The organism is Pseudomonas sp. PvP027 (genome assembly GCF_017833005.1).
Classification (GTDB): domain Bacteria; phylum Pseudomonadota; class Gammaproteobacteria; order Pseudomonadales; family Pseudomonadaceae; genus Aquipseudomonas; species Aquipseudomonas congelans.
The window spans coordinates 4,079,431-4,092,689 of record NZ_JAFIBK010000001.1 but is presented as its reverse complement, the minus strand read 5'-3'; the positions used below and the strand labels follow the sequence as shown (position 1 = coordinate 4,092,689).

Annotated in this window: 8 protein-coding genes; 4 read left to right on the top strand and 4 right to left on the bottom strand. The window is 62.0% G+C overall.

What is annotated here, in order from left to right:
- The first annotated feature begins 342 nt into the window (after positions 1–342).
- Positions 343–1,779: a contractile injection system protein, VgrG/Pvc8 family gene (locus JOE33_RS17645; protein ID WP_122530054.1), complete on the top strand. Its 1,437-nt coding sequence runs from the start codon at positions 343–345 to the stop codon at positions 1,777–1,779.
- An 80-nt stretch (positions 1,780–1,859) separates the two neighbouring features.
- Positions 1,860–2,762, top strand: a complete 903-nt coding sequence (locus JOE33_RS17640) for an alpha/beta hydrolase (protein WP_054993273.1) — start codon at positions 1,860–1,862, stop codon at positions 2,760–2,762.
- Here JOE33_RS17640 and JOE33_RS17635 read toward each other — a convergent pair.
- Complete coding sequence (locus JOE33_RS17635) at positions 2,756–4,096, bottom strand: MATE family efflux transporter (protein WP_187624901.1); 1,341 nt, start codon at positions 4,094–4,096, stop codon at positions 2,756–2,758. The two genes, JOE33_RS17640 and JOE33_RS17635, sit on opposite strands and share 7 nt — an antisense overlap.
- Before the next feature lie 295 nt (positions 4,097–4,391).
- Here JOE33_RS17635 and JOE33_RS17630 point away from each other — a divergent pair, with 295 nt between their 5' ends.
- Positions 4,392–9,338 (top strand): alpha-2-macroglobulin, encoded by a 4,947-nt coding sequence (locus JOE33_RS17630; protein ID WP_187624900.1) that lies wholly within the window; start codon positions 4,392–4,394, stop codon positions 9,336–9,338.
- A 331-nt stretch (positions 9,339–9,669) separates the two neighbouring features.
- Here the strand turns inward: JOE33_RS17630 and JOE33_RS17625 are convergent, their stop codons facing one another.
- Positions 9,670–9,963, bottom strand: a complete 294-nt coding sequence (locus tag JOE33_RS17625; RefSeq protein WP_003307908.1) for a hypothetical protein — start codon at positions 9,961–9,963, stop codon at positions 9,670–9,672.
- Positions 9,964–10,058: 95 nt separating this feature from the next.
- Between JOE33_RS17625 and pbpC the strand changes: the two genes are divergently transcribed.
- Positions 10,059–12,407, top strand: coding sequence for a peptidoglycan glycosyltransferase PbpC (pbpC, locus tag JOE33_RS17620; protein ID WP_187624899.1), 2,349 nt, complete (start codon positions 10,059–10,061; stop codon positions 12,405–12,407).
- 124 nt (positions 12,408–12,531) lie between these two features.
- Here the strand turns inward: pbpC and JOE33_RS17615 are convergent, their stop codons facing one another.
- Together JOE33_RS17615 and JOE33_RS17610 are read right to left on the bottom strand one after the other, a co-directional pair.
- Positions 12,532–12,939 carry a response regulator gene (locus tag JOE33_RS17615; protein ID WP_032615610.1) on the bottom strand — a complete coding sequence of 136 codons (408 nt, stop codon included), beginning with the start codon at positions 12,937–12,939 and terminating at the stop codon, positions 12,532–12,534.
- Positions 12,940–12,981: 42 nt separating this feature from the next.
- Entirely contained in the window at positions 12,982–13,188 is a 207-nt protein-coding gene (locus tag JOE33_RS17610) for a Flp family type IVb pilin (protein WP_032615612.1), read from the bottom strand.
- Positions 13,189–13,259 lie beyond the last annotated feature (71 nt).

Below are 13,259 nucleotides of genomic sequence, written 5' to 3'. Positions count from 1 at the left end.
CTGACTGCTTATCGTGCCAATGCTCCGCGTTGGCATGCAGTTCGTGACGCTCTGCGTTGCAAATCTTCAGTCTGGCGAGACAGCGCGTGAATGAAGCCCAGGCTTTAATTGCTGCAATGTGTGACGCAGAGCGTCACGAACGGCATTCCCACGCGGAGCGTGAGGAACGATAGGTGTCCGTAGCCATCGCTCCCGTGCTCCGCTCTCATGCAGCCCACCCCACTCAATGTAATCCCCCACCAACACCTGTTGTAGGCAACGTCCTGTTCTACCTGCAGACCTCTACCCTGCACGACTTCTGCGCGAGAATCCGCGGTCGCATTCCCGGTAGAGAAACCCTCCATGCCCGACCCCGCCAGCGCGCCGCTCCTTCATCTGGAGATTGCCCGCCTGCAGCGCCGTTTCAACGTCATATCGTTCAGCGCAACCGAAGCGATCAGCCAGCCGTATGCCATCGAGCTGGAAATCCTCGGCGACGGCTTCGATCTGGACCTCACTCACCTGATGTACAAACCTGCCTGGCTGGGCCTCGGTAGCGAGCCAGGATTTCAAGGGCAGAGTTCTCAAGGGCAAGGCTTCCACGGTCAGATTCACGGCGCGACCCGCACGCACTACCACCCCGGCCCGGCCTGCTACACGCTGCTGATGGGACCTCGACTGGCCTGCCTCGGGCTGCGCCACCACTCACGTATTTTTCAGCACATGACCGCACCCCGGATCATCGCCCAGGTGCTGGAAGAACATGGGTTGAAGAACTGCTTCCGCTTTGACCTGCAAACAGAATGCATCGAGCGCGAAAACTGCGTGCAGTACCAGGAATCCGACCTGCAACTGGTGCAGCGGCTGTGCGCGGAAGAAGGCATTCACTACCATTTCGTCCACTCGAGCCGCCGCCACGAGCTGGTATTTGGCGCCAACCTGCACGGCTTTGCACGCAGCCCCGTCGCACACTGGCGTCAGTTTGCACGGCAGCCTGGCGTCACGCGGTTTGCTGTCACCGAACCTGAAGTGGCCCTCCCGGGCAGCCGGGCAGGCCAATGCGCGACGGGGCAAAGCACCCTGCCGTTCGTGACCTGCGGGCAACTGCTGCCGCTGGCCGGCCATCCCCGGAAGGACTGGAACCACATGTGGCTGATCACCGACGTCCGACACCGCTTTGACGTCGCCAAAGGAGACGAGCGTGCATCGGACCGCTACTCGAACCTGTTCGAGGCTGTCCCCTGGGAAACCGGATTCAGAACACCTGCCCCGGCACCGCGCCCCGCCATTGCGTCACTGCAGCGTGGCTGGATCATCGGTAGTGACGGCGAACCGGCAAGGACCGATGCGGCAGGCCGGGTGCACGTTCGTCTGGAATGGGAGTGGCAACGCCCGGAGAGTCCTGACGCTGGCTGTTGGCTGCACTTGGCTGCGGGGCTGGACTTCGAATGTCGGGGTGGCATGTCAGTGGTGGTGAGCTTTAGCGAAGACGACAAACACCCGCCGCAGATCGCCGGCTGCCTGGCAGCGCTGGCAGACGACGGCGACCACAGGAGTGATCACGCACCTGCCGATAACGTTGAGATGCACCTCGACTGGCAGGCGATAACCGGTCCGGACCGGCAACTGCAACTGGCGGACGGGACCCGGGTAGACCTTGCTGAAGGCAGCACACTGACCGTCGATGCCGGGGCGAGCATGGTACAGATCGACGACAGTGGTATCACACTAAGCAGCCCACGTATCAGCTTTGCCAGCAAAGTGGATGGCTCACCGAGTGATCCGCACGTCCTTGAATGACGTAGCAGCAACTGTGCGGCACTGGGGCGAAGCGTGACGGTCTCAGGCATATCCGACTCACCTTCCAGAGCCCTCTCTCTATGATCCGAGTGATTTTCCTGACACTGATGACCGGTGCCGTACTGGCAGCCCTGTCTGGTTGCTCGCCTTTGAAGCTGCTCAATACGTTGAACCCCAGCGGCCCTGTCGATCATGTCTACAACCTGGCCTACGGGCCGGACCCACGCAATACGCTGGATGTCTACACACCCAAGGCGAAACCGGCCAAGGCACCGGTGGTGGTATTTTTCTATGGCGGCAGCTGGAACAGCGGCTCGAAAGCCGATTATGCGTTCGTCGGCGAAGCGCTCGCCGCGCGAGGCATGGTGGTGGTTATCGCCGACTACAGGCTGTATCCGCAGGTACGTTACCCAAGCTTTCTGGAAGATTCGGCCAAGGCGCTGGCCTGGGCGCACAAGCATGCAAACACCTACGGTGGCGACCCGGGCCGTCTGTACGTGATGGGCCACAGTGCAGGTGCCTACAACGCCGCAATGCTCGCGCTCGACTCGCGCTGGCTGGCTCGCGAAGGCTTGTCGCCCTCCATCCTCAGCGGCTGGATCGGCCTGGCCGGGCCTTACGACTTCCTGCCCATCGAGAACCCGGACGTGAAGCCGGTGTTCTTCTTCCCGAATTCACCGCCGGATTCGCAACCCATCAACCACGTTACGTCCGACGCACCACCGGCATTGCTGATGGCCTCGCACACCGACTCGCTGGTCAACCCCAAGCGCAACACAGGCGGCCTGGCCAGGGCGTTGCGTGAAGCCGGCGTGCCGGTGCGCGACCTGTATTTCTCACGCACCAACCACGGCACGCTGGTCGGCGCATTCGCCAGATTGCTGAGCGGTCTGGCACCCGTGGTCGACGAGGTGGACATGTTCGTCAAACACACGCCGCAAACGCTGTCTGAAAAGAACAAGACCGGGTCGAAGCCTCAGTGAGCGAACCAACCGTCACTGCGCGTCAACCGCCAGGCAATGAAACCGAGGCTCAGGCCGCGCAGCAGGGTAAAGGCCAAAAACGTCAGCCATAAAGCGTGATTGCCGTGGCTGGAAGCCAGATAGGCCAACGGCGCGATACCCGCTGCGCTGAGCAGCATCGCGTTACGCATTTCTCGCGCACGGGTAGCGCCGATGAACAGGCCGTCCAGCAAGTAGCTCCAGACGGCCACCAATGGCATCAGCGCCAGATACGGCAGATAGGTCATCGCAGTGGCGCGCACTTCCGGGATATCGGTCTGCAGGCTGACGAAGCCATGCCCAGCCACCAGAAAAAACAGCGCAAACGCTACGCTGGCAATCAGTGACCAGCCACCCGCAACCACCAGGGAGCGACGCAACGTATCCCTGTCCCGCGCGCCGATGGCATGGCCGCACAGCGCCTCGACCGCATGCGCCAGCCCATCCAGAGCATGAGCAGTCAACAGCAGGCCGTTGAGCAGCAAGGCATTGGCGGCAACCGTCGCGTCCCCCAGGCGAGCGCCCTGCACCGTGATCAGGAACATCACCGATTGCAGCGCCAGCGTGCGCAGAAAGATGTCTCGATTGACTGCCAGCAAGGGCCGCCAGTTGCTCCATAGCCGCAAGGCCGAACAGACGATCCGGCCTGGCCAGGCGCGCAATGTATTGCGCGCCAGCAGCAGACCGAGCACCACACCAGTCCACTCCGCGAGTACCGAAGCACGCGCCGAACCGACCACACCCCAGTCCAGCCCCATGACGAACCACAGATTGAGCACGATGTTGACCGCATTGGTCACCAGCAGAATCGCCAGTGGCGCCCGAGCGTTCTGCGCGCCCAGAAACCAGCCGACCAGCGCGTAACTGGCCAGCGCCGCAGGCAGGCCGAACAGTCGGGTATGGAAGAAATCCAGGGTCATTTGCTGCAGATCGGCAGACGGCTGCATCATCGTCAGCGCCAGATGGCTGAACGGCAAGGCGATAACACCCAGCAATAACGCCAGCCCGACGGCCAGCAGCAGCCCCTGCAGCAGAATCCGGCGCAACGCAGCGCTGTCACTGCGCCCTGCCGCCTGCGCGGCAAACCCGGTGGTGCCCATGCGCAAAAAGCCCATGGCCCAGGCGAGGAAGGTATATAGCGTCGCACCCACCGCCACGGCGCCCAGCTGATGTGCGTGGGGCAAATGACCGATCACCGCACTGTCGACCAACGCCACCAGCGGCACGGAAATATTCGACAGAATCATCGGCGTCGCCAGCGCCCAGACACGACGATGGGTTGAGCGATGACGCCAGTCAGTGAGCAACGTAGACATGAGAACTCCCGGCAAGGCGGGCATTGTAGCCAGATCAAACGCGGGGTGTCCCAGCGTTTCGATACGTCCGGGGGGGCGCTACTCATGCCTCGAAAGCTGCAGCGTTATCGTTCCACACGCTCCAGCCTGGGAATGCATTTCGTGACGCTCTGCGCCACCCGCTGAATGCCAACGCGCAATGGCACGATAGTCAGTCCGTTCGATATGTGACCTTACTGTTCAATCTGACAGTAATACTTGTCATCACGACTGTTATATAGTCGCACCCTCTCTACCGTTGCCGATGAGTGCCCCCATGTTAAACAAAGGATTGTTTCTGGCCTGCGCGCTTGCGCTGCTGAGCGCCTGTGATTCTTCTTCCACGGATAAACCTGCGCCCGCCGCGGCATCCACGACCCAGGCAACGGTTACCGATACAAAGCCCAAACCCGCTTTAGACCTCGCCGCGCTGAGCAAGCGCTACGCAGGCCGCGAACTGACGGTCATCGACGTGTCGGAAATCCAAGTCGACGGCGCAAGCACCCTGTCGGTGAGCTTCTCTGCCCCGCTCGACCCCGAGCAGAAATTCGACGAAAAACTTCATCTGGTGGACAGCAAGAACGGCAAGGTCGACGGCGCCTGGGAACTGTCGGACAACCTCACGGAATTGCGCCTGCGCCATCTGGAGCCGCAGCGCAAACTGGTCCTGACCGTCGATGCCGGGCTGCTGGCCGTCAACAAGGCCAAACTTGCGGCCGAATACATCAGCCGCCTGGAAACCCGCGACCTGCAGGCCTCTGTCGGTTTTGCCAGCCGCGGCAGCCTGCTGCCGACCCGTCTGGCCGAGGGCTTGCCGGTGATCGCGCTGAACGTCGACAAGGTGGATGTCGAGTTCTTCAGGATCAAACCCGATTCGATGCCGAACTTCCTCGCCCAGTGGGACGGCGCGTCCAGCCTGTCCAGCTACAGCTCCGAAGAACTTCTGCCCATGGCCGATCTGGTCTACAGCGGCCGCTTCGACCTCAAGCCCGCGCGCAATACCCGTGAAACCCTGCTGCTGCCGATTGCCGGTATCAAACCCCTGCAACAGCCAGGGGTTTATCTGGCGGTGATGCGCGCCTCGGGCACCTACAGCTACTCACAGCCGGCCACTCTGTTGACGCTCAGTGACATCGGCCTGTCGGTGCACCGTTACAGCAACCGTCTGGATGTCTTCACTCAAGCGCTCGAGGGTGGCAAGGCCTTGAGTGATGTCAGCGTCGATGTGTATGACGACAACGGCAAGGTCGTAGCCCAGGCCAAGACCGACAGCGACGGCCACGCGCAACTGCCATTGCCCGCCAAGGCTGCCGTAGTACTGGCGCACAAAGACGAACAGACCAGCATGCTGCGCCTCAACAGCTCGGCGCTGGACCTGGCCGAGTTCGATATCTCCGGCCCGCAGGCTCACCCGCTGCAGTTCTTTATCTTTGGCCCACGCGACCTGTATCGTCCCGGCGAAACCGTGCTGCTCAACGGCCTGCTGCGCGACAGCGACGGCAACAGCGTCAAGCCGCAGCCCATCACCGTCGAAGTGCGCCGTCCCGATGATCAGGTCAGCCGCAAATTCGTCTGGGAAGCCGACAGCAACGGGTTCTACCAGTATCAATTGCCGCTTGCCGATGAAGCGCCCACCGGACGCTGGCAACTGGTGTTCGACCTGGGCGACGGTAAGCCGCAACTCTACGAGTTCAAGGTCGAGGACTTCCTGCCCGAGCGTCTGGCTCTGGAGCTCAAGGGCAGCGACACGCCGGTGGCGCCTGCTGACAACCCGCAATTCGATATCACCGGCCGTTACCTGTATGGCGCCCCTGCTTCGGGCAATACGCTGACCGGTCAGGTCTATGTCCGTCCACTGCGCGAGGCGGTGCCGAAGCTGCCGGGTTATCAGTTCGGTTCGATCACCGAAGAAGACCTCAAGCATGATCTGGAGCTTGAGCCCGTCACCCTCGATGCCGAAGGTCATTCCACGATCGCCGTGCAGAGCGCATGGGCGCAGGCCAAATCGCCACTGCAACTGATTCTGCAAGCCAGCCTGCAAGAGTCCGGCGGGCGTCCGATCACCCGTCGTCTGGTGCAGCCCATCTGGCCTGCCGAGCACCTGCCCGGCGTGCGCGCACTGTTCGGCAGCAGCACAAGCAGTGACGACTACGACGACGAGGCCAAGGGCGAGGCGCAGACCAACGGCGACGGCCCGGCCGATTTTGAAATCGTCATGGCGGACGCGGCGGGCAACAAGCTGGCCGCTGACAATGTGAAAGTCCGGCTGGTCCGCGAGCGCCGCGATTACTACTGGAACTACTCGGCCAATGATGGCTGGAGTTACCACTTCAACGAGAAATTCCTCAACCTGAACGAAGAAACCGTCAGCATCACCAAGGACGCCACCGCCAGGATCAGCTTCCCGGTCGAATGGGGTCCTTACCGTGTCGAGGTCGAAGATCCGTCCACCGGGATGGTCAGCAGCTTGCGCTTCTGGGCCGGTTATCGCTGGCAGGACAACACTGACGGCGGCGCAGTCAGGCCCGATCAGGTCAAGCTGGCGCTGGACAAACCAGCCTACAACGATGGCGACACCGCGAAAGTCACTGTCACCCCGCCGGCTGCGGGCAAGGGTTATCTGCTCATCGAGTCCAGTGAAGGCCCGCTGTGGTGGCAGGAAATCGATGTGCCTGCCGAAGGCAAATCGTATGACATCCCGCTGGACAAAAAATGGGCGCGCCACGACCTGTACGTCACCGCTCTGGTGATACGCCCCGGTGAACGCAAGGCCAATGTCACACCCAAGCGCGCCGTGGGCGTGCTGCACCTGCCGCTGGACCGGGCGCAGCGCAAGCTGGCGCTGACGGTCACTGCACCGGAGAAAATGCGCCCCAGACAACCATTGACGCTCAAGGTCGCCGCCAAAAATGCTGACGGTAGCGTACCCAAGCAGGTCCATGTGCTGGTGTCGGCGGTGGACGTCGGCATCCTCAACATTACGAGTTACGCAACGCCCGATCCGTTTGCCAGCCTGTTTGGCCGCAAGCAGTACGGAGCAGACCAACTGGACATCTACGGTCAGCTGATCGAAGCCGGTCAGGGGCGAATGGCAAGCATGGCGTTCGGTGGCGATGCGCTGGCGAAGGGCGGTAAACGTCCGGACACCAGCGTTACCATCGTGGCGTTGCAAAGTGCGCCGGTGACGCTCAATGACGCCGGTGAAGGTGAGGTCAGCGTCGATATACCGGACTTCAACGGCGAGCTGCGAATCATGGCCCAAGCCTGGACCGACGACCGCTACGGCATGGCCGAGGCGAAAACCGTAGTTGCCGCGCCAATCATCGCCGAACTGTCGACGCCGCGCTTTCTCGCGGGTGGCGACCAGACCAGCGTGGCGCTGGACGTCTCCAACCTGTCGGGCAAGGCACAGAAGCTGGACGTGAACATCAGCGCTGAGGGCCAGTTGAGCATCCCGGGCGGCGGCCAGCGCAAGCCCCTGCAACTCAAGGAGGGCCAGCGTGTCACCCTGAAAGTTCCGGTACTGGCGCAAGGCGGCCTTGGTCAGGGCAAGATCAAGGTGCGGGTCGAAGGTCTGGACCTGCCGGGCGAAAACCTGCCGGCCTTCACCCGTGAATGGACCGTCGGTGTGCGCCCTGCCTACCCGGCGATGCTCAAGCATTACCGCGCCACCCTCAATGAGCAGGCCTGGAGCCTGCCGGAAGGCGCGCTGGAAGCGTTCGAGCCGGCCGGTCGTGAGGCACTGCTGTCATTGTCGAGCCGTCCGCCCTTGAACCTTGGCGAACAGATTCGCGCACTGAAAGCCTACCCTTACGGCTGTCTGGAACAGACCGCCAGCGGCCTGTACCCGTCGCTGTATGCCGATGCCGCAACCCTCAAGCGCCTGGGCCTGACCGGCGAAACGGATGCCGAACGCAAGCGCAAGGTCGAGATCGGCATCGAGCGGCTGCTGGGCATGCAACGTTACAACGGCAGTTTTGGCCTGTGGGGCTCGGACAGCGACGAGGAATACTGGCTGACGGCATATGTCACCGACTTCCTGCTGCGCGCTCGCGATCAGGGCTTTGCCGTGCCCCCGGATGCGCTGAAGAAAGCCAGCGAACGCCTGCTGCGGTATTTGCAGGATGCCGGTCAGATTCAGGTCAATTACAGCCAGAACGCCGAACATACGCGCTTCGCCGTGCAAGCCTATGCCGGGCTGGTGCTGTCGCGCAGTCAGCAGGCCCCGCTCGCGGCCTTGCGCAGCCTGTTCGACCGACGCAGTGATGCGCGCTCCGGCCTGCCGCTGGTGCAACTGGCAGTCGCGCTGGAGAAAATGGGCGACAAACCCCGCGCCGACCAGGCCCTGATGGCGGGTCTGGCGGTCAGCCGCAAGAATGAATGGCTGGCTGACTACGGCAGCTCGCTGCGTGATCAGGCGTTGATACTGGCATTGCTGGAAGAAAACGACCTCGCCAAAGACAAGCGTGATGAGCGCCTGTTCGCCTTGGCGGATGAGGTGGCGGCCAATCGTTACCTGTCCACGCAGGAAAGCAACTCACTGTTCATGGCTGGCCGTAACCTGCTGGGCAAACCGGAAAAGGACTGGACCGCCAGCATCGCCAGTGGCACTGAAACCCGCGAGCTGAGCAACAGACAGCCGGGCCTCAAGCTGGACGGTTCGCTGCTGGCCTCGCCGCTTTCGGTGCACAACCAGAGCAGCGAAGTGCTCTACCAGCAACTGACCGTCTCCGGTTATCCAACCCAGGCGCCTGCCGCGGGTGGCGAGAACCTGAGCATTCGCCGCGAGTACCTGAACCTGAACGGCGCGCCACTGAACATCGGCGCGTTGAAAACCGGGCAACTGGTGCTGGTGCACCTGGAGATCGGTGCCAAACAGCGCGTGCCGGATGCACTGGTGGTGGACCTGCTGCCTGCGGGCCTGGAGCTGGAAAATCAGAACCTGGCGCAGAGCGCGGCGAGTCTGGAAGACGCCAGCGAGGAGGTAAAAACCATCCGCGAGTCGATGGAAAACGCCGGGATCAAGCATCAGGAATATCGGGGCGACCGTTATGTGGCCGCGCTGGACATCGAGGGCAGCAGCACCGTGCATCTGCTCTACCTGGCGCGAGCCGTCACCCCGGGCACCTACCGCGTCCCGCCACCGCAGGTCGAATCCATGTACCGCCCGAACTGGCAAGCCTTGGGCGAAGCGCCTGCGCAGATGGTGGTGAAGGGGAAATGATCGATTACTGACTGGAATGCGTGACAGTGAGGGCACGCTTGCTCGCAAACGGACCGACACACCACAGCTCCAGTAGGAGCGACCGGGGCGGCGATCCGCATTGTTCGCGAAAGGGCCGGTACATCCGCTGAAGATGTATCGCCCGTACCAGAGCCTTCGCGAACAAGTTCGCTCCTACAAAAGCAAAAAGTGTCTCAGATGTGCGTCACAGAAACGATCGAGGCACCATACACAACTGCCCCGACACACCGCAGCTCCAGTAGGAGCGAGCTTGCTCGCGAAAGCGTCGCTCCGCTCACCCACGATGGCGGCGGGTCAGCGTTTCAACGCATCAATGAATGATCCAGCTCAGCAACCAGAGGCCCAGCGCCAGCCAGATGATGCCGAGGATGATCGAGGCACGCATGAAGGCGCGGACCGCCGAATACAGCAGCATCAGGCCGATGACCAGTGCGATGATGCTGATCAGCGAGGTGTCCATGCCCAGCGTGCGAGACAGGCCATCGACAAAATTCCCCCCAGCATGGGTAAACCCGTTGAACAACCACGCCAGACCGTCGACAAAGAAGCGAATGATCGCGCCGATGGCCTGCCCGAGCCATTCAAAAAAGCCTTCTACCTGCATATGTACGTCCTGATTGGAGTCGTGAAGAAAATGGTCTGTCCGCTTTGGCTGTCGCAATGCGTGTCAGGTTCCGTGGATCATAAAGGCTCTTTGCGTTGAAACCTGAATTTCTTCTGCGCCTGCCGCGAACATTCAAGTGGCTGGCAGGCGCAATCATGCTGCTGATCGCTCTCCTCTGGCTGGCCGACCGACTCTGGCCGCTGCCACTGCCCAGGGATGATCTGGCTCGCGTTGTACTGGCCGAGGACGGCACGCCGCTATGGCGCTTTGCCGATGCCAATGGCGTGTGGCGCTATCCGGTCAGCAACGAACAGGTCTCGCCCTACTACCTCGAAGCCCTGCTGACCTACGAAGACCGCTGGTTCTACAGACATCCCGGGGTGAATCCGCTGGCGTTGCTACGCGCCACCTGGCAAAACCTCAGCGATGCCCGCGTAGTCTCGGGCGGCAGCACGCTGTCGATGCAGGTGGCACGATTGCTCGATCCACACTCACGTACGCTATCCGGCAAGTTTCGTCAGCTGTGGCGCACGCTGCAGCTAGAGTGGCACCTGTCCAAGGATCAGATCCTCGGTCTGTACCTCAATCGCGCCCCGTTCGGCGGCACACTGCAAGGCGTCGCAGCCGCCAGTTGGGCTTATCTGGGCAAATCACCGCAAAACCTGACCCGCGCCGAGGCAGCATTGCTGGCGGTGCTGCCACAGGCGCCAAGCCGCCTGCGTCCCGACCGTCACCCGCAAAGGGCGCAACAGGCTCGCGACAAGGTGTTGAGACGTCTGGCCGAGTTTCAGGTGTGGCCGCAAGCAAGCGTGAACGAAGCACTGGAAGAGCCCTTGTGGCTGGCGCCGCGACAGGAACCGAGCCTTGCGCCGCTGCTGGCCCGACGCCTGAATCGCGCCAACAGCCCGCCATTGATCCGCACCACGCTGGACGCCGCACTGCAACGGCGTATGGAAGACCTGCTGATGGGCTGGCGCGCACGCCTCCCGGAGCGGACGTCGGCAGCGATTCTGGTGGTCGAGGCGGAAAACATGGCCGTGCGCGCGTACGTTGGCTCGGTGGACATCAACGATGCGAAGCGTTTCGGCCATGTGGACATGGTCACCGCCCTGCGCTCGCCGGGCTCGACACTCAAGCCGTTTCTGTACGGCATGGCCATGGACGCCGGACTGATCCATTCAGAGTCCCTGATGCAGGATGTGCCGCGCCGCTATGGCGATTATCGACCGGGCAACTTTTCGAGCGGTTTCGGCGGACCGGTGGCGGCCAGTTCGGCGCTGTCGATGTCCCTCAACCTGCCTGCCGTGCAATTGCTGGAGGTCTACGGGCCGAAACGCTTCGCCGCCGAACTGCGCAATGGCGGCGTACCCCTGACCCTGCCGCCGCTGGCCGAGCCCAGTCTGGCGCTGATTCTTGGTGGCGCGGGCAGTCGGTTAGAGGATCTGGTGACAGGCTACAGCGCCTTCGCGCGCGGCGGGCGCAGTGCCGATGTTCGACTGCAACCGCAGGACCGACTGCGTGAGCGGCGGATGATGTCACCGGGCGCTGCGTGGATCATTCGACGCATTCTCAGTGGCCAGTCGCGCCCGGACATCGACCCGCGCGCCGAATTGGTACAACGTCCGCAACTGGCCTGGAAAACCGGCACCAGCTATGGGTTCCGCGATGCCTGGGCGATTGGCGTCGGGCCGCGCTTCCTGGTCGGGGTCTGGATCGGCCGGCCGGATGGCACACCGGTGCCAGGGCAGTTCGGGCTGGCTTCGGCAGCGCCACTGATGCTTCAGGTCCACGATGTGCTGGTCAATCGCGACAGTCAGCGCGGCATCGCCGCACCCGTCCAGCCCGTGCCGCAGAACGTCGGTGTGGCCGCCATCTGCTGGCCGCTCGGTCAACCGATGAGCAAAAACGATCCGAATTGCCGTCGCCAACGCTTCGCATGGACGCTGGACGGCACCACACCGCCAACCCTGCAAGCGGCCGACCAACCGCTTGGGCTGGGTTTGCAGGAGCATATCTGGGTCAATGCCAAGGGGCTGCGCGTCGCGGCCAATTGCCCGGACGCCCGAGCGCAGGAGATCGCGCTGTGGCCTGCGCCTCTTGAGCCCTGGCTGCCCAGAGCAGAACGACGCGACGCACGCCTGCCGCCTGCTGACCCGGATTGCCCGCCGCAGAACCTGAACCTGGCGCCCCCACTGAGCATTGTCGGTGTCCGCGAAGGCGACAACCTGCGCCTGCCTGCCGCCAGTCGTCAGGCTTTACGCCTCACGCTCTCGGCACTCGGCGGCAGCGGCCACCGCTGGTGGTTTATCGATGGCAAACCTTTGGCAGAAACCGACACCAGACAGGATTTCACTCCCACCCTGAGCAAACCGGGGCGTTATCAGTTAAGCGTGCTGGACGAGAGCGGCCAGACTGCGCGGGTTGAATTCAGCGTGGTGGAGTGAGCACAGACTGGTGTGACGCAGAGCGCCACGAAAGGCATTCCCACGCTGGAGCGGGAGGAACGATAGCCCTTTAACTTGGTGCCCATGCTCCAGCGTGAGCATGCTATACGGCGCGAGCCTGTCGTCACTGAACCTGAAAGATCTTCGGCTCGGGAAACAGGTTGTTGAGGGTTTCCAGCAAGCGGACGTGATAGATCGGCTTGCGGAACAGGTCGAGCACGTGGAGGCGCAGCAGATCGCTGACGTCATCCATGTCGGCATGGCCGGAGGTGACGATGACGGGCAAATGCTGGCGTGAGGTGTGATCGCGCAGGTGACGAATCAACTGGATGCCGCTTTCCTCCGGCATCCGCAGGTCAGTGATCACCAGCGCGATATCCGGATGGAGGGTCAACTGGTGCAAGGCCATCTTGACGGAAGACGCCGTGAAGCAGCAGAACCCCTCACTTTCGAGCAGTTCTGCCAATTCCTCGTTTGCGTCCTCTTCGTCATCAACCAGAAGCAGTTGTTGGCGGATGGGGTGGACAGCCATGTGGTTATCTCAACAGGAATAAACTCAAAGCATATTAATCAACTAACTTACCGTCGTACCACCCAATCCAGTGACAATTTCATTGAATTTTCCTTTGATAGCGTCCCCCAAGGGTGTCACGAACGCAAACAGCACCAACGCCACCATAGCTACGATCACTGCGTACTCGATCGCCGATGCTGCCTCCTTGTCCTTAAAAAAAGACTGAATACGCGTGTAGACGCTGACATAAAACTGGGTAAGGAACATCTCATTTCTCCTTGCGCCTTCAGTGGCGCCAATAAACCTTCGTGCGCATGTATCCCTCGCAATATCAGCAT